Origin of the sequence: Variovorax sp. Root411, assembly GCF_001425205.1 — a bacterium.
Lineage (GTDB): Bacteria > Pseudomonadota > Gammaproteobacteria > Burkholderiales > Burkholderiaceae_C > Variovorax.
Genome location: NZ_LMDW01000005.1, coordinates 1 through 14,576 on the forward strand (window position 1 = coordinate 1; position 14,576 = coordinate 14,576).

Consider the following 14,576-nt stretch of genomic DNA (forward strand, 5'->3'; position numbering starts at 1 on the left):
GACGGACGTGACCGGCGCGATCGAGCTGCCCGCGGACAAGGAAATGGTCATGCCCGGCGACAACGTCAGCATCACCGTGAAGCTGATCAACCCGATCGCGATGGAAGAAGGCCTGCGCTTCGCCATCCGTGAAGGCGGCCGTACCGTGGGTTCGGGCGTCGTGGCAAAGATCCTCGACATCTAAGCCGGACGTAAAGGAAACACCATGGCTACCAAGCAAAAAATCCGCATCCGCCTGAAGGCATTCGACTACAAGCTGATCGACCAGTCGGCCGCTGAAATCGTGGACACCGCCAAGCGCACCGGCGCGATCGTCAAGGGCCCCGTGCCCCTGCCGACCCGCATGAAGCGCTTCGACATCCTGCGTTCGCCGCACGTCAACAAGACCTCGCGCGACCAGCTGGAAATCCGCACGCACCAGCGCCTGATGGACATCGTCGACCCGACCGACAAGACCGTGGACGCGCTGATGAAGCTCGACCTGCCGGCCGGCGTGGACGTCGAGATCAAGCTGCAGTAATCCATTCGGCTTCGCGCCGCGGTTACTGACGAAGCCCGCCTGCAGAAATGCAGGCGGGCTTTGTTTTTTGTCTCACGAATGTGGCATCCTCGCCGGTCTGCGGTCCCCATGGGGCGGGGCGCCATGCAGTTGAAACGAGGGCAGCACAGCTATGAGACAAGGCATCTCTTTTGCGTCCGGTTTGATGGCGTGCATCGCGGCGGTGTTGTTGACCGCCTGCGGCGGCGGTGGAGGAGGTGGCGGCGGTCTTCCCTTTCTGCCTGTACTTCCTGTGCCAACGACGCCGGTCGCCCTGAGCGGTACGGCCACCTACGAGTCCGTGCCCAATCCCGGCGGGCGACTCGTGTACGCCGACACCTCGGTCAAGCCGGTGCGTGGCGCTTTTGTCGAAGTGCTCGAAGCCACCAGCGGCAGCCAATTGGCCACGACCTCCACAGACGACGGCGGCGCCTATGCCGTGAACGTTCCGGCGAATACGGCCGTCATCGTCCGGGTGCGGGCCCAATTGACCCGCACCGGTTCGGCGCCGAGCTGGGATGTCACCGTGCGCGACAACACCCAGTCGAACGCGATCTATTCCATGCAGTCTTCGGCGTTCTCCACCGGAGGCGCGGCACTCACCCGCGACCTGCGTGCCGGCAGCGGCTGGGGTGGATCGAGCTACACCAGCCAGCGCGTGTCCGGGCCGTTCGCCGTGATGGACACGATCTATGCCGCGATGCAGAAGGTGCTGTCGGTGGCGCCGGCGACGACGTTTCCGTCGCTGAAGGTGTTCTGGAGCGTCAACAACACCAACGCCAGCGGAAGCATCGCGCTGGGGCAGATCGGCACCACGTTCTTCATCGGCAGGAGTTCGGGTGCAGAGATCTATGTGCTCGGCAAAGAGGATGTGGACACCGACGAATTCGATGCGCCGGTGATCGCGCACGAGTGGGGCCACTACTACCAGGCCTCCTTCAGTCGGGACGATTCGACGGGCGGCGCGCATTCCACGAGCGAACTCATCGATCGCCGGCTTGCCTTCTCCGAAGGATGGGGCAACGGCTGGTCGGGCATTGCGCTGGGACGCAGTAACTATGTCGATTCGGGTGGCCCTGGCCAGGCCCAGGGAGGCAGTCTCGATCTCACGCAGGGGCCGGCGACCAACCGAGGCTGGTTCCGCGAATCCTCGATCCAGTCGATCTTCTGGAATCTCAACCAGCAGGTCGGGTTCAAGCCGATCCACGACACGATGACGGGGTTCCAGTTCCGCAGTGGTGCGCCGGTCACGTCGATCCATCCGTTCACGGCGGCATTCAATGCGACGGCGCCGGGCAGTGCGCAGGCGTTGGCCGCGCTGCTGGCGGGGCAGAACATTGTGGCCGGCAGCGATGCCTATGGCTCATCGGAAGGCAATGATGGCGGCTTGCCGATCGTGCTGCCGATGTACAAGCCGGCGGCGATCGGCGGTTCGATTACCCAGGCTTGCGTGACGAATGCCGCAGATCCGCAGCGCGATGGGAACAAGCTCGGCAGTTTTGCGTACTTGAGGTTTACGGCTCCAGCCAGCCGCAGTTACCAGTTCGTGGTCTCCCCGCCGGTGGGTGCCAGCGCCAATTTCGCGATCTACAAAGGTGGTGTGGTGAGCCGCAACACCAGCTCGGTCAACCTGTCGGCCGGCGACTATGTCCTGGTTGTCAACGATCTCAACAATTCCGCCGCAAGCACGTGCTTCAACGTAACCATTCAATAGCAGTGAGGAAGCCCGCCATGAATCCCCGTTCCAGCTCGATGATTGCCGTTGCGGCATGGCTGACGCTCGCTGCCACGTCGGCGCCGGTTTTTGCGGACGGCGTGCCCGCGCCCCGAGCGGCCAAGCACGCCGCTTCTTCGCGCCATGCGCCCATGACGGTCGCGGCGCGCAAGCCCAATGATTCCGGTGTCGTGATCCAGTACAGGATCGACCGCGCGGCTCAGGTCGGCCGGCCGGTTTCTGTCGTTCTGCAGTTCGACGGCGTGAGCGATCCGGCCGGTGCCACCGCACGCCTGACGGCCGATGCAGGGCTGACCCTGACGACGAGCAGCAGCCTGGACCTCCCGGCCGGCCAGCGTACGACCGCCACCGCCACGGTGACGAGCGACCGCGAGGGCCTCGCCTACCTGAACGTCTTTGTTACGCAGAACGGCGCCATGAGCATCGTCGCGATCCCTGTGCAGACCGGATCGGCGGCGCCGGCCATGAAGGGTGCCGGCGAGGTGAAATCGTCCGCCGAGGGCGAAAAGATCATCTCCTTGCCCGCCAAAGAGCCAAAAGAGCCTAAATAGGCCCTCAAGCAGGCGCAACAGCCGCCTTGCAATGTACTCGCACCGCGGTCTATAATCGCTGGCTCTGCCCTTGGTGCGTCCATGCGGGTGTAGTTCGGGCAGAGATTTATCAACCTTCTTTCGCAGGCCGGGAACCTTGGGGAATCGGCCAAACGCTGTCGCCAATTGAAGTGGCAGCGGCGAAGGAAGTCTTCCATTTTTGGAGAAAACAAATGAGTCTGAGCAACTCCCTCGGGTTGCTGGGCCGCAAGGTGGGGATGATGCGTCTCTTCACCGATGACGGGGACGCAGTTCCTGTCACGGTGGTGGATGTGTCCAACAACCGTGTGACCCAGATCAAGTCTGAAGAGACCGATGGCTACGTCGCCCTGCAGGTGACGTTCGGTTCGCGCAAAGCATCGCGCGTGACCAAGCCTGAAGCCGGCCACCTCGCCAAGGCGGGTGTCGAAGCTGGTGAAATCATCCAGGAATTCCGCGTTACCGCAGATACCGCAGGTCAGCACAAGGCTGGCGGCGTGATCGCGGCCGGCAGCGTGTTTTCCGTGGGCCAGAAGGTGGACGTGCAAGGCACTTCCATCGGCAAGGGCTTCGCTGGCACGATCAAGCGCCACAACATGAGCTCGCAGCGCGCGTCGCACGGTAACAGCCGTTCGCACAACGTGCCCGGCTCGATCGGCATGGCACAAGACCCCGGTCGCGTGTTCCCCGGCAAGCGCATGACGGGCCACCTCGGCGACGTCACCCGCACGACGCAAAACCTCGACGTGTTCCGCATCGACGAAGCACGTCAGCTGCTGCTCATCAAGGGCGCGATCCCGGGTTCGAAGGGTGGCTTCGTCACCGTGCGTCCCGCCATCAAGGCCAAGCCGCAAGCGGCTGAAGGAGCGAAGTAATGCAACTCGAACTCCTGAACGAGCAAGGCCAGGCCGCGTCGAAGTACGACGCCCCCGAGACCGTGTTCGGCCGTGACTACAACGAAGACCTGGTCCACCAGATCGTCGTTGCATTCCAGGCCAACGCCCGCCAAGGCACGCGCGCCCAGAAGGACCGCGAACAGGTCAAGCACTCGACCAAGAAGCCTTTCAAGCAAAAGGGAACGGGCCGCGCCCGTGCCGGTATGACGTCCTCGCCCCTGTGGCGCGGAGGCGGCCGCATTTTCCCGAACATGCCTGACGAAAACTTCTCGCAGAAGATCAACAAGAAGATGTACCGCGCCGGCATGGCCGCCATCTTCTCGCAGCTCGCTCGCGAAGGCCGTCTGGCCGTGGTGGATTCGCTGACCGTGGATTCGCCCAAGACGAAGCCGCTGGCAGCCCGTTTCAAGGCGATGAATCTCGAGTCCGTGCTCGTGATCGCCGAAGAAGTCGACGAAAACCTGTACCTTGCCTCGCGCAATCTGGTGAACGTTCTCGTGGTCGAACCCCGCTACGCCGATCCGGTGTCGCTGGTTCACTACAAGAAGGTGCTGGTCACCAAGGGTGCCGTCGACAAGCTCAAGGAGATGTTCGCATGAGCCGCGTGAACCCTACCGCCGCTGAACGTACGTTCGAAGAAGGCCGCCTGATGGCGGTGCTGGTCGCGCCGATCGTGTCCGAAAAGGCAACGATGGTCGGTGAGAAGTCGAACGCTGTCACTTTCAAGGTGCTGCAAGACGCCACCAAGCCCGAGATCAAGGCCGCTGTCGAACTGATGTTCAAGGTCGAAGTCCAGGGCGTGTCGGTGCTCAACACCAAGGGCAAGACCAAGCGCTTTGGCAAGTCCATCGGCCGCCGCGACAACGTTCGCAAGGCCTATGTGACCCTGAAGCCCGGTCAAGAGCTCAACCTCGTCGGGGAAGGCGCTTAATCATGGCCGTCATCAAGATGAAACCCACTTCGCCGGGCCAACGCGGCGCGGTGAAGATCTCGCGTGACCACCTGTTCAAGGGTGCTCCTCACGCTCCCCTGCTGGAACCCCAGTTCCAGAAGGCCGGCCGCAACAACAACGGCCACATCACGATCCGTCATCGTGGCGGCGGTGCCAAGCACCACTACCGCGTTGTCGACTTCGTGCGCAACAAGGACGGCATCCCGGCCAAGGTCGAACGCATCGAGTACGACCCGAACCGCACCGCCCACATCGCTCTGGTCTGCTATGCCGACGGCGAGCGCCGCTACATCATCGCCCCGCGCGGTCTGGAAGCTGGTGCAACGCTGCTGTCGGGCGCCGAAGCCCCGATCCGCGCCGGCAACACCCTGCCGATCCGCAACATCCCGGTCGGCTCGACGATCCACTGCATCGAACTGCAGCCCGGCAAGGGCGCGCAGATCGCGCGTTCGGCCGGTACGTCGGCCACGCTGCTGGCTCGCGAAGGCGTCTACGCCCAGGTCCGCATGCGTTCGGGTGAGGTGCGCCGCATCCACATCGAATGCCGTGCAACCATCGGCGAAGTGGCCAACGAAGAGCACAGCCTGCGCCAACTCGGCAAGGCCGGTGCGAAGCGTCACATGGGTATCCGCCCGACCGTTCGCGGCGTGGTGATGAACCCGGTCGACCACCCGCACGGTGGCGGCGAAGGCAAGACTGGCGAAGGCCGCCATCCTGTCGACCCATGGGGCAATCTGACCAAGGGCTATCGCACCCGTAACAACAAGCGCACGCAGGTCTTCATCGTGTCGCGTCGCAAGAAGTAAGGGATAGCCAATGACTCGCTCTCTCAAAAAGGGTCCTTTCGTCGACCACCACCTCGTGGCCAAGGCCGACAAGGCCGTGACGACCAAGGACAAGAAGCCGATCAAGACTTGGTCGCGCCGCTCGATGGTTCTGCCCGAGTTCATCGGTCTGACCATCGCTGTGCACAACGGCAAGCAACACGTGCCCGTGTACATCACCGACCAGATGGTCGGCCACAAGCTCGGCGAATTTGCGCTCACGCGCACGTTCAAGGGGCACCCCGCGGACAAAAAAGTCCAGAAGAAGTAAGGAACGACCATGTCTGAAACACGTGCAGTCCTCCGCGGTGTCCGCCTGTCGGTCGACAAGGGCCGTCTGGTCGCGGACCTCATCCGCGGCAAGAAGGTCGATCAAGCGCTCAACGTTCTGCAGTTCACGCAGAAAAAAGCCGCTGTGATCATCAAGAAGGTGCTCGAGTCGGCCATCGCCAACGCCGAGCACAACGACGGTGCCGACATCGACGAGCTGAAGGTCAAGACCATCTACGTCGAGCAAGGTGCAACGCTCAAGCGTTTCACCGCTCGGGCCAAGGGTCGCGGCAATCGCATCAGCAAGCCCACGTGCCATGTGTACGTGACGGTCGGCAACTAAGAAGGCCTGGAAGAAATATGGGACAGAAAATCCACCCAACCGGGTTCCGCCTTGCGGTCACCCGTAACTGGTCCAGCCGTTGGTACGCAAGCGACCGCGATTTCGCGGGCATGCTGGCCGAAGACATCAAGGTTCGCGAATACCTGAAGAAGAAGCTGAAGAACGCTTCGGTCTCGCGCGTCATGATCGAGCGTCCCGCCAAGAACGCACGCATCACGATCTACTCGGCACGTCCGGGCGTCGTGATCGGCAAGAAGGGCGAAGACATCGAGAACCTCAAGCGCGAACTGGGCAAGCAGCTCGGCGTGCCGGTGGCAGTCAACATCGAAGAAGTGCGCAAGCCCGAAATCGATGCGCAGCTGATCGCCGACAGCATCACGCAGCAGCTCGAAAAGCGGATCATGTTCCGCCGCGCCATGAAGCGCGCCATGCAAAACGCCATGCGTCTGGGTGCCCTGGGCATCAAGATCATGTCGGCTGGCCGCCTGAACGGCATCGAAATCGCACGTACCGAGTGGTACCGCGAAGGCCGCGTGCCGCTTCACACCCTGCGCGCCGACATCGACTACGGCACCTCGGAAGCCAAGACAACCTACGGCGTCATCGGCGTCAAGGTCTGGGTCTACAAGGGCGACACGCTGGGTCGCAACGACCTGCCGGCCGTCGAAACGCCGCGTCCTGAAGAAGAACGTCGTCCGCGCGGACCGCGCCGCGATGGCCGCCCGGGTGGCGACCGTCCGGGTTCGGACCGGCGTGGTCCCGGCCCGCGCGCCGGTGCTCGCGGCCCGATCGGTGGCAACACCGCCCCGGCCGATGGCAGCGACAAGCCTGCAGAAGCAACCGGCGGTGCCGGTGACTCGAAACCCGCCGTTAAGCGCGTCCGCAAAGCCGCGCCAGCTGCAGCAGCTGACGGTGCCAAGACCGAGTGATCGGTCTTAGAACTACGGAGTAACAAAACATGCTGCAACCTGCACGCAGAAAGTTCCGCAAGGAACAAAAGGGCCGCAACACCGGCATCGCAACCACGGGTAACTCGGTTGCGTTCGGTGACTTCGGTCTCAAATGCACCGATCGCGGCCGCCTCACGGCACGCCAGATCGAAGCCGCTCGCCGCGCGATTTCGCGTCACGTGAAGCGCGGTGGCCGTATCTGGATCCGCGTGTTCCCGGACAAGCCGATCTCTACCAAGCCCGCTGAAGTGCGGATGGGTAACGGTAAGGGCAACCCCGAGTACTACGTCGCCGAAATCCAGCCCGGCAAGATCGTGTTCGAGATCGTCGGCGTGCCCGAAGAACTCGCTCGCGAAGCGTTCCGCCTGGCGGCCGCCAAGCTTCCGCTGCGTACGACGTTCGTCGCTCGCCAGCTCGGCGCCTGAGAGGAGAACACTGATGGCAACCCGTAAGAAAAAAGAAACCGCGGCTCCGGCCAAGGTGACCAAGGCTGCAACCCTGCGCACGAAGGACGTCGCGGCGCTGCAAACCGAAGTCAAGGAACTGCAGAAGGCCCATTTCGGTCTGCGCATGCAGAAGGCCACGCAACAGCTGTCGAACACCTCGACGCTGCGCGTGACGCGTCGCGACATCGCTCGCGCAAAGACCATTCTTGCTCAGAAGCAGCAAGAAACCCCCGCCGCCAAGTAAGGAGTGAACATGACGGAACCTAAAAAATCCCTCAAGCGCACCTTGATCGGCAAGGTGGTCAGCGACAAGCGTGCCAAGACCGTGACCGTGCTGGTCGAGCGCCGTGTGAAGCACGAGCTCTACGGCAAGATCGTGGCCAAGACGAGCAAGTACCACGCCCATGACGAAAAGGGCGAGTACAAGCTGGGCGACACCATCGAGATCACGGAGAGCCGTCCGATCTCGAAGACCAAGAACTGGGTCGTGACCCGTCTGGTCGAGAAGGCCGTTCTGGTCTGATCAATCATTGGAGCCCCCCTCGGGGCAGCCAATCCGGAAACGGCCCACAATGTGGGCCGTTTTTCTTTTTCAGGAGCACTTTCAATGATCAAAGTCGGCGACACCGTTCCCTCGGCCACCCTGCAGGAATATTCCGAAGTCGAGGGCGAAGGCTGCAGCATCGGCCCGAACGCCGTGGACGTGGCCAAGGCTTCGGCGGGCAAGACCATCGCACTGTTCGCGCTGCCCGGCGCCTTCACGCCCACCTGCTCGGCCAAGCACGTGCCGGGCTACGTGCAGCACTTCGACGACTTCAAGGCCGCCGGGGTGGACGAGATCTGGTGCGTGAGCGTGAACGATGCCTTCGTGATGGGCGCCTGGGCGCGCGACCAGAAGACCGGCGCCAAGGTGCGCATGCTGGCCGACGGCAGCGCCGACTTCGCGAAGGCCACCGGCCTCACGCTCGACCTGACCGGCCGCGGCATGGGCCTGCGCAGCAACCGCTACTCGATGCTCGTGAAGGACGGCAAGGTCGCCTCGCTGAACGTCGAGGCACCGGGCAAGTTCGAGGTCAGCAACGCCGAAACGCTGCTGGCCCAGGCCCGCGGCTGAGCCTAGAGCTCCACTTTCAGGTAATGGGCCCCGGCAACGGGGTTGTGATAGTAGGGCGGCACCTCCGCGAAGCCCAGGTCTTCGTAGAGGGCGCGCGCCGATTCCATGTCGTCGAGGGTGTCGAGCAGCACGCAACCATACCCCGCGCTGCGCGCGGCATCGAGGATCGCCTCGGCAAGTTGCCGGCCCAGGCCCAGGCCTCGAAAGCCGGGGCGCACGTACAGGCGCTTCATCTCGGCGGCGTTCGCGTAGTCCGCGCTGTCGAGCGGGCGCAGCGCGCAGCACCCCGCCACATGTGCCAACGTGCCGTCGGCGCGCCGCAGGGTCGGCGCCTCGCGCCCGGCCTCCTCCTTCACGTTGGCTGGATCGACCAGCGCCAGCAGCAGCATGCCGCGCGGTTCGGCGTATTCGCCCGGCAGTTGCGCCAGTTCGCCGTCGAAATCCTGAAAGCCCAGGTCGATGTCCAGCGAACCCGCGTAATCGCGGAAGATCGCGCGTGTGGCCTCGATCTCGTGCGCTTCTTCGGGCGTGAGCAGCACGACCGCCGGCATGGCCGACAGCGGCAGGGGGCGTGAAACAGAGAAGCTCATACGCGCAAAGAGGAAACCCAGTAGGCCAGGCCCGCGCACAGTGCGAACAGCGCCAGCGCCAGCCAGCGCGACGCCGCGTCGTCGCGGCTCGGCGCCACCTGGCAGTTCTCGGCGGAAACCAGCTTGTCGCCCGTCACCATCGGTCGCACCATGCGGTGCCGCTTGACCAGCACATAGAACAGCACCGCCAACACGTGCAGGCTCACGAGGGCGATCACGATCCACTTGCCCTGCGCCTTGTGCCAACCGGTGGCCAGGCTCACGAACTCGCCCGAGACGAAACGCGTGAGCGGCCCCGATGCCGAGATTTCGTCATCCGCCATCAGCCCGGTTGCCACCTGCAACGCCAGGATCGCCAGCACCGCGAACACCGACAGTGCGCCCAGAGGCGTGTGCCCGACCAGATGGTCCGGGTGCGCTCGTCCGCGCAGATAGGCCGCCATCGACCCCGGGCCGTAGACGAAGGCCGCAAAGCGCGACCAGCGCCCGCCCACGAAGCCCCAGAGCAGCCGGAACAGCAGCAGCGCGAGCACCGCGTACCCCAGGCGGAAGTGCCATTCCATGGCATCGTTCAACCCGGTGCCGATCATGCCGATGACGGCTGCGGCCAGCGCCCAGTGGAAAAGGCGCGTCGGCAGGTCCCAGATCCGCGTGCGGGCGCTGGAGCCTGAGGCCGCCGGGAAGGCGGCCACGGAAGAATCGGTCATCGAGGAAGGCGCGGGGCGCAATGCTGCGGAAGGCGCAGATTAGCAAAGTCCAGGCCCCGGCCTGCTTCGGGTTGTTGCTATGCGCCGGATGCGGCCCGCCCCTACACTCGCCCGCAGCGCCGCGCCCGACGGCGTTTTCCCCACAACGAGGACCCCCGATGACCCGACTTGCTCCGTTCGCCCTTGCAGCCGCCTTCGCTGCCCTGTCCCTGCCCGCGGCAGCGCAGTTCGCCAAGCCCGAGGACGCCATCAAGTACCGCCAGAGCGCGCTGTTCGTGATGAGCCAGCATTTCGCCCGCCTCGGCGCCATGGCCAACGGACGTGCGCCCTACGACGCCTCGGCAGCTGCAGCCAACGCCGAAATGGTCGCCGACATGGCAAAGCTGCCATGGACGGCCTTCGGCGCTAGCACCGAGGGCGGCAAGGCCAAGCCCGAAATCTGGAAGGAAGACGCCAAGTTCAAGGAGCGCCAGGAGAAGCTGATCGCCGAGACTGGCAAGCTGATGATCGCCGCCAAGGCCGGCAATCTCGACGCGCTCAAGGCCCAGTTCGGCCCCACCGCCGCGAGCTGCAAGGCTTGCCACGACAGCTTCCGCAACCAGTAAACCGTCGCCTCGCGAAAAACAAAGGTGCTCTTTCGGGAGCGCCTTCTTGCGGGAGGAGCGGAAGATCAGGCCTCGGCCAGCAGCTTCTCGATCAGCTTGTGGAGTTCGGCAAAATCGGGCTCGCCCACATAGCGCTTCACGATTTCGCCGCGCTTGTTGACCAGGTAGGTGGTCGGCGTGAGCTTCACGTCGCCCCAGGCCTGTGCCACGCTGCCGGTGTTGTCGATCGCCACCTTGAACGGCAGCTTGCGCGTTTGCGCGAAGTTGACGACATAGCTCGGCGGGTCGTAGCTCATGGCCACCGCCAGCGTGTCGTAGCCCTGCGCCTTGTACTTGTCGTAGGTCGCGATGACCTTGGGCATTTCGCCGACGCAGGTCACGCAGCTCGTGGCCCAGAAATTCACCAGGGTGACCTTGCCCTTCAGGTCTGCCGTGCTCTTTTGCGTGCCGTCGAGCAGCACGAAGGTCGAGGCCGGCGCGGCCGTGGTGCCGGAGCCGAGGTACACGCCCACGCCGGCGGCCAATGCGAGGACGACGGCGGCAGCGGCGATGTATTTCTTCATGGCAACACGGAAGACAAGGGCGGCGCGATTTTAGTTCCGCCCGCCGGATCGTGCTCGCGGGGCCCGGGCGCGGCTCGATAATCGTCCCCCGATGCCGTTTCCCGTTCCCCAATCCCGGTTCGTACTGGCAGCGGCAGCCCTGCTCGCCGCCTGCAGCCCGACCTTCAACTGGCGCGAAGTGCCAGTCGCCGAATCCGGCCTGATCGTGCTGCTGCCCTGCAAGGCCGACCGTGCGACCCGCGCCCTGCCGCTGGGTGCCGAATCGGTGCAGGTCGACATGACGGGCTGCGATGCCGGCGGCGCGACCTTCGCCATCGCGCACGCCTCCGCCAGCGGCCCCGAGCAAGCCGAGGCCTGGCTCCGCGTCTGGCATGCCGCTACGCGCGGCCAGTTGGGCGAGGCGCAGGTGGCGCAAACTCCCGCCAGTGTCCAGCGCGCGACCGCCGCGCCCGCGCCGCTGCGGCTCGATGCCCAGCCGCTGCAGCAGCAGGGCGCATCAGTGCCGGTGCAGGTACTCTGGTTTGCCCAGTCGCAGAAAGACGGCACCGTGGCGCTCTATCAGGCCACCGTGCTGGGCAAGCCTTCTTCGCCCGAAGCCTCGAAGACCTTCTTCGAGGGCCTGCGGCTTCCATGAGCGCCAGCTTGCTATGGTTCTGATAGCTGTCCCGGTTGGCAGACTGTCCGTTTTTCGGGGCTGCTGCGTTGTGTCGTATATCTACTTCCCCTGGGCGCCCCCGCATAATCGATGCGTCGCCCTCCGCCCCGCATGAACAGCATCCTCATCATCGCCCACTCACCGTTCGCGCACGCGCTGCGGCAGTGCGCGTTGCATGTGTTTCCCGATTGCGAGCAGGCCATCGTCGCGCTCGACGTCCTGCCCAACGTGTCGCCCGAAGAAACGCTGGCCGCCGCGCGCATCACGCTCGCGCAGCAGTTGCACACGCCGCGCTCGCAGGTGCTGGTGCTGGCCGACGTGTTCGGCGCCACGCCCTGCAACGTGGCGCAGAAGCTGGTGGACGGCGTCCGGTCGCGGCTGGTGGCGGGGGCCAATCTTCCGATGCTGCTGCGCGCCGTCACCTATCGGCACGAGCCCCTGGATACGCTGGTGCAGCGCGCCCTCGCGGGCGGCACTGCGGGCGTGATGCAAGTGGCGGTGGCGGCTCCCCAGAACCAGGCAAAAAGAAAGCACAGTGATCAAGAAATCCGTGACCATCAGCAATAAGCTGGGCCTGCATGCACGCGCATCGGCCAAGCTGACCAAGCTCGCAGGCAGCTTTCCCTGCGAGGTGTGGCTCTCCCGCGGCGACCGCCGCATCAATGCCAAGAGCATCATGGGCGTCATGATGCTGGCCGCCGGACTGGGCAGCACCGTCGAGCTCGAAACCAACGGCGAGCAGGAAGATGAAGCGATCAACGCCATCGTCCTTCTGATGGACGACAAGTTCGGCGAAGGCGAATGAAATGGTCCACCCCCAGGCTCTTTCACTTCGTGTAAACGCCAACCCCCTTGCAGGGGGCGATGCCAGTCGCCCGGCGAAGCCGGTTCGACGGCATCCCGCGAATTCGCGTGCGCTGCGCGCTCGCGCCGGCCACGAGGCCTAGGTCATGACTTTTGCAGTCCACGGCCTTCCCGTCGCCCGTGGCATTGCCATCGGGCGCGCGGTGCTGGTGGTGTCGAGCCGCATCGACGTCGCCCACTACTTCATCAAGCCTGAAGAAATCGAGACCGAGATCGACCGCGTGCGCACCGCGCGCAACGCGGTGGCCGACGAGCTCATCAAGCTGCAGGCCAACGTCGCGCAGATGGGCCCGAACGACACGCCGCACGAACTCTCGGCGCTGCTCGAGGTGCACCAGATGCTGCTGCAGGACGAGGTCCTCACCGGCGGCGTCAAGCACTGGATCACCGAGCGGCTCTACAACGCCGAATGGGCGCTGACCACGCAACTCGAGATCATCGCGCGCCAGTTCGACGAGATGGAAGACGAGTACCTGCGCGAGCGCAAGGCCGACCTCGAGCAGGTGGTCGAGCGCCTGCTGCACCGCATGAAGGGCACGGCCGCCGTGCTCGCGCCGAGCCCACCTCGCCGCAAGCGCGCCACCTCCCAGGACGACGAGAACGACGACCCCACCGCGGGCGACGGCATCGACGTGCCGCTGGTGCTCATCGCGCACGATCTCTCGCCGGCCGACATGCTGCAGTTCAAGAAGAGCGTGTTCGCCGGCTTCGTCACCGACGTGGGCGGTCGCACCTCGCACACCGCCATCGTGGCGCGCAGCATGGACATCCCGGCCGTGGTCGGCGCGCGCACCGCGAGCCAGCTGGTGCGCCAGGACGACTGGGTCATCATCGACGGCGACGCTGGCGTGGTGATCGTCGATCCGTCGCCGATCATCCTGGCCGAGTACGGCTTCAAGCAGCGCCAGGGCGACCTCGAACGCGGCCGGCTCGCGCGGCTGCGCCACAAGCCCGCCGTCACGCTCGACGGCCAGCGGGTGGAACTTCTCGCCAACATCGAGATGCCCGAGGACACCCTGGGCGCCGTCAAGGCCGGCGCGGTGGGCGTGGGGCTGTTCCGCAGCGAATTCCTCTTCATGGGCCGCGAGTCGACCACGGGCCAGACCCGCCTGCCCGACGAAGAGGAGCAGTACCAGGCCTACAAGCGCGCGGTCGAGGGCATGCAGGGCATGCCCGTCACCATCCGCACCATCGACGTGGGCGCCGACAAGCCGCTGGACGGCAAGTCGGTCAACAAGCAGGAGCACCTGAACCCCGCGCTCGGCCTGCGCGCCATCCGCTGGAGCCTGGCCGACCCGGCGATGTTCCTCACGCAGCTGCGCGCCATCCTGCGCGCCGCCGCGCACGGCGAAATCCACCTGCTGATTCCCATGCTCGCGCACGCGAGCGAGATCCGCCAGACGCTGTCGCTGATCGACTTCGCGCGCACCGAACTCGACAACCGCGGTGCCGTGCACGGGCAGGTGAAGCTCGGCGCAATGATCGAGATTCCCGCGGCGGCGCTCACGCTGCACATCTTCCTGAAGCACTTCGATTTCCTGTCAATCGGCACCAACGACCTGATCCAGTACACGCTGGCCATCGACCGTGCCGACGAGTCGGTGGCGCACCTCTACGACCCCGCGCACCCGGCGGTGCTGCGCCTCGTGGCCGACACCATCGCCGAGTGCCGGCGGCAGGGCAAGGGCGTGGCCGTGTGCGGCGAGATGGCGGGCGACGTAGCCTTCACGCGCCTGCTGCTGGGGCTGGGCCTGCGCAGCTTCTCGATGCACCCCTCGCGCATCCTCGCGGTCAAGCAGGAGGTGCTGCGCGCCGACACCGGCAAGCTCGAAGCGTGGGCGAAGAGCGTGCTCGAATCGGACGATCCCGCCGCCGCCATGGCGGGTTGAGCGTACTTTTCACTCACCCTTGCGGGTGAGTGAAAAGAAACGATACATGCCGCAACCGCGGTGAAA

At 64.9% G+C, this 14,576-nt stretch carries 22 protein-coding genes and 1 pseudogene; 20 read left to right on the forward strand and 3 right to left on the reverse strand.

Translation table 11 applies throughout. The features are described from left to right. From tuf to ASC92_RS09485, 15 genes and pseudogenes are all read left to right on the forward strand, one after another. Window positions 1-184, forward strand: a pseudogene (gene tuf, locus ASC92_RS09415) (elongation factor Tu); the annotation flags it as partial. 21 nt (window positions 185-205) lie between these two features. Further along, entirely contained in the window at window positions 206-520 is a 315-nt protein-coding gene (gene rpsJ / locus ASC92_RS09420) for a 30S ribosomal protein S10 (RefSeq protein WP_007838118.1), read from the forward strand. A 151-nt stretch (window positions 521-671) separates the two neighbouring features. Then, a complete protein-coding gene (locus tag ASC92_RS09425; RefSeq protein WP_056513799.1) occupies window positions 672-2,252 on the forward strand; it encodes a hypothetical protein in 1,581 nt (526 codons plus the stop codon). A gap of 17 nt (window positions 2,253-2,269) precedes the next feature. After that, window positions 2,270-2,824, forward strand: a complete 555-nt coding sequence (locus ASC92_RS09430) for a hypothetical protein (RefSeq protein ID WP_056513802.1) — start codon at window positions 2,270-2,272, stop codon at window positions 2,822-2,824. A 212-nt stretch (window positions 2,825-3,036) separates the two neighbouring features. Then, window positions 3,037-3,717 carry a 50S ribosomal protein L3 gene (gene rplC / locus ASC92_RS09435; protein ID WP_056513807.1) on the forward strand — a complete coding sequence of 227 codons (681 nt, stop codon included), beginning with the start codon at window positions 3,037-3,039 and terminating at the stop codon, window positions 3,715-3,717. Continuing rightward, entirely contained in the window at window positions 3,717-4,337 is a 621-nt protein-coding gene (gene rplD / locus ASC92_RS09440) for a 50S ribosomal protein L4 (protein ID WP_028259871.1), read from the forward strand. The genes rplC and rplD overlap by 1 nt, the downstream gene beginning before the upstream one ends. After that, complete coding sequence (gene rplW, locus ASC92_RS09445) at window positions 4,334-4,669, forward strand: 50S ribosomal protein L23 (protein ID WP_007838129.1); 336 nt, start codon at window positions 4,334-4,336, stop codon at window positions 4,667-4,669. Before rplD ends, rplW begins: the two co-directional genes overlap by 4 nt. Before the next feature lie 2 nt (window positions 4,670-4,671). Next, entirely contained in the window at window positions 4,672-5,496 is an 825-nt protein-coding gene (rplB, locus tag ASC92_RS09450; protein ID WP_013543941.1) for a 50S ribosomal protein L2, read from the forward strand. 10 nt (window positions 5,497-5,506) lie between these two features. Beyond that, the gene (gene rpsS / locus ASC92_RS09455) at window positions 5,507-5,785 is read left to right on the forward strand and encodes a 30S ribosomal protein S19 (protein WP_007838132.1); all 279 of its coding nucleotides are present in this window, start codon (window positions 5,507-5,509) and stop codon (window positions 5,783-5,785) included. Window positions 5,786-5,794: 9 nt separating this feature from the next. Then, on the forward strand, window positions 5,795-6,127 hold the full coding sequence (gene rplV, locus ASC92_RS09460) for a 50S ribosomal protein L22 (protein ID WP_007838134.1): 333 nt from the start codon (window positions 5,795-5,797) through the stop codon (window positions 6,125-6,127). 17 nt (window positions 6,128-6,144) lie between these two features. Further along, window positions 6,145-7,056, forward strand: a complete 912-nt coding sequence (gene rpsC / locus ASC92_RS09465; RefSeq protein ID WP_007838135.1) for a 30S ribosomal protein S3 — start codon at window positions 6,145-6,147, stop codon at window positions 7,054-7,056. Between the two features lie 29 nt (window positions 7,057-7,085). After that, on the forward strand, window positions 7,086-7,502 hold the full coding sequence (rplP, locus tag ASC92_RS09470) for a 50S ribosomal protein L16 (RefSeq protein ID WP_007838137.1): 417 nt from the start codon (window positions 7,086-7,088) through the stop codon (window positions 7,500-7,502). A 55-nt stretch (window positions 7,503-7,557) separates the two neighbouring features. Further along, window positions 7,558-7,767 carry a 50S ribosomal protein L29 gene (gene rpmC / locus ASC92_RS09475; protein ID WP_056514125.1) on the forward strand — a complete coding sequence of 70 codons (210 nt, stop codon included), beginning with the start codon at window positions 7,558-7,560 and terminating at the stop codon, window positions 7,765-7,767. A 9-nt stretch (window positions 7,768-7,776) separates the two neighbouring features. Beyond that, window positions 7,777-8,046, forward strand: a complete 270-nt coding sequence (rpsQ, locus tag ASC92_RS09480) for a 30S ribosomal protein S17 (protein WP_007838145.1) — start codon at window positions 7,777-7,779, stop codon at window positions 8,044-8,046. An 84-nt stretch (window positions 8,047-8,130) separates the two neighbouring features. Next, window positions 8,131-8,637, forward strand: a complete 507-nt coding sequence (locus ASC92_RS09485; protein WP_056513810.1) for a peroxiredoxin — start codon at window positions 8,131-8,133, stop codon at window positions 8,635-8,637. 2 nt (window positions 8,638-8,639) lie between these two features. Here the strand turns inward: ASC92_RS09485 and ASC92_RS09490 are convergent, their stop codons facing one another. Together ASC92_RS09490 and ASC92_RS09495 are read right to left on the reverse strand one after the other, a co-directional pair. After that, entirely contained in the window at window positions 8,640-9,227 is a 588-nt protein-coding gene (locus tag ASC92_RS09490) for a GNAT family N-acetyltransferase (RefSeq protein WP_056513813.1), read from the reverse strand. Further along, window positions 9,224-9,934 carry a cytochrome b/b6 domain-containing protein gene (locus ASC92_RS09495; protein ID WP_056513815.1) on the reverse strand — a complete coding sequence of 237 codons (711 nt, stop codon included), beginning with the start codon at window positions 9,932-9,934 and terminating at the stop codon, window positions 9,224-9,226. Before ASC92_RS09495 ends, ASC92_RS09490 begins: the two co-directional genes overlap by 4 nt. Window positions 9,935-10,092: 158 nt before the next feature. Between ASC92_RS09495 and ASC92_RS09500 the strand changes: the two genes are divergently transcribed. Beyond that, entirely contained in the window at window positions 10,093-10,539 is a 447-nt protein-coding gene (locus tag ASC92_RS09500) for a c-type cytochrome (RefSeq protein WP_056513818.1), read from the forward strand. Between the two features lie 65 nt (window positions 10,540-10,604). On the opposite strand, the gene ASC92_RS09505 is transcribed toward ASC92_RS09500, so the two are convergent. Continuing rightward, window positions 10,605-11,102: a TlpA disulfide reductase family protein gene (locus ASC92_RS09505; RefSeq protein WP_056513821.1), complete on the reverse strand. Its 498-nt coding sequence runs from the start codon at window positions 11,100-11,102 to the stop codon at window positions 10,605-10,607. A gap of 91 nt (window positions 11,103-11,193) precedes the next feature. Here ASC92_RS09505 and ASC92_RS09510 point away from each other — a divergent pair, with 91 nt between their 5' ends. The 4 genes from ASC92_RS09510 (at window position 11,194) to ptsP (ending at window position 14,510) form a co-directional block, all read left to right on the forward strand. Then, window positions 11,194-11,736 (forward strand): hypothetical protein, encoded by a 543-nt coding sequence (locus tag ASC92_RS09510; RefSeq protein ID WP_056513824.1) that lies wholly within the window; start codon window positions 11,194-11,196, stop codon window positions 11,734-11,736. 132 nt (window positions 11,737-11,868) lie between these two features. Continuing rightward, window positions 11,869-12,324 (forward strand): PTS sugar transporter subunit IIA, encoded by a 456-nt coding sequence (locus ASC92_RS09515; protein ID WP_056513827.1) that lies wholly within the window; start codon window positions 11,869-11,871, stop codon window positions 12,322-12,324. Then, on the forward strand, window positions 12,293-12,562 hold the full coding sequence (locus ASC92_RS09520) for an HPr family phosphocarrier protein (protein WP_056513830.1): 270 nt from the start codon (window positions 12,293-12,295) through the stop codon (window positions 12,560-12,562). The genes ASC92_RS09515 and ASC92_RS09520 overlap by 32 nt, the downstream gene beginning before the upstream one ends. 145 nt (window positions 12,563-12,707) lie before the next feature. Beyond that, window positions 12,708-14,510 carry a phosphoenolpyruvate--protein phosphotransferase gene (gene ptsP / locus ASC92_RS09525; RefSeq protein WP_056513833.1) on the forward strand — a complete coding sequence of 601 codons (1,803 nt, stop codon included), beginning with the start codon at window positions 12,708-12,710 and terminating at the stop codon, window positions 14,508-14,510. Window positions 14,511-14,576 lie beyond the last annotated feature (66 nt).

Bases quoted from the DNA above. Each gene is read 5' to 3' on its own strand.
- ASC92_RS09430 (WP_056513802.1), top strand. From the start codon at position 2,270: ATGAATCCCCGTTCCAGCTCGATGATTGCCGTTGCGGCATGGCTGACG.
- ASC92_RS09425 (WP_056513799.1), top strand. From the start codon at position 672: ATGAGACAAGGCATCTCTTTTGCGTCCGGTTTGATGGCGTGCATCGCG.
- ASC92_RS09515 (WP_056513827.1), top strand. From the start codon at position 11,869: ATGAACAGCATCCTCATCATCGCCCACTCACCGTTCGCGCACGCGCTG.
- rplB (WP_013543941.1), top strand. From the start codon at position 4,672: ATGGCCGTCATCAAGATGAAACCCACTTCGCCGGGCCAACGCGGCGCG.
- ASC92_RS09510 (WP_056513824.1), top strand. From the start codon at position 11,194: ATGCCGTTTCCCGTTCCCCAATCCCGGTTCGTACTGGCAGCGGCAGCC.
- rpsS (WP_007838132.1), top strand. From the start codon at position 5,507: ATGACTCGCTCTCTCAAAAAGGGTCCTTTCGTCGACCACCACCTCGTG.
- rpsQ (WP_007838145.1), top strand. From the start codon at position 7,777: ATGACGGAACCTAAAAAATCCCTCAAGCGCACCTTGATCGGCAAGGTG.
- rpsC (WP_007838135.1), top strand. From the start codon at position 6,145: ATGGGACAGAAAATCCACCCAACCGGGTTCCGCCTTGCGGTCACCCGT.
- rplP (WP_007838137.1), top strand. From the start codon at position 7,086: ATGCTGCAACCTGCACGCAGAAAGTTCCGCAAGGAACAAAAGGGCCGC.
- rplW (WP_007838129.1), top strand. From the start codon at position 4,334: ATGAGCCGCGTGAACCCTACCGCCGCTGAACGTACGTTCGAAGAAGGC.
- ASC92_RS09505 (WP_056513821.1), bottom strand. From the start codon at position 11,102: ATGAAGAAATACATCGCCGCTGCCGCCGTCGTCCTCGCATTGGCCGCC.
- rplD (WP_028259871.1), top strand. From the start codon at position 3,717: ATGCAACTCGAACTCCTGAACGAGCAAGGCCAGGCCGCGTCGAAGTAC.
- ASC92_RS09485 (WP_056513810.1), top strand. From the start codon at position 8,131: ATGATCAAAGTCGGCGACACCGTTCCCTCGGCCACCCTGCAGGAATAT.
- rpsJ (WP_007838118.1), top strand. From the start codon at position 206: ATGGCTACCAAGCAAAAAATCCGCATCCGCCTGAAGGCATTCGACTAC.
- ASC92_RS09495 (WP_056513815.1), bottom strand. From the start codon at position 9,934: ATGACCGATTCTTCCGTGGCCGCCTTCCCGGCGGCCTCAGGCTCCAGC.
- ASC92_RS09500 (WP_056513818.1), top strand. From the start codon at position 10,093: ATGACCCGACTTGCTCCGTTCGCCCTTGCAGCCGCCTTCGCTGCCCTG.
- rplC (WP_056513807.1), top strand. From the start codon at position 3,037: ATGAGTCTGAGCAACTCCCTCGGGTTGCTGGGCCGCAAGGTGGGGATG.
- ptsP (WP_056513833.1), top strand. From the start codon at position 12,708: ATGACTTTTGCAGTCCACGGCCTTCCCGTCGCCCGTGGCATTGCCATC.
- ASC92_RS09490 (WP_056513813.1), bottom strand. From the start codon at position 9,227: ATGAGCTTCTCTGTTTCACGCCCCCTGCCGCTGTCGGCCATGCCGGCG.
- rplV (WP_007838134.1), top strand. From the start codon at position 5,795: ATGTCTGAAACACGTGCAGTCCTCCGCGGTGTCCGCCTGTCGGTCGAC.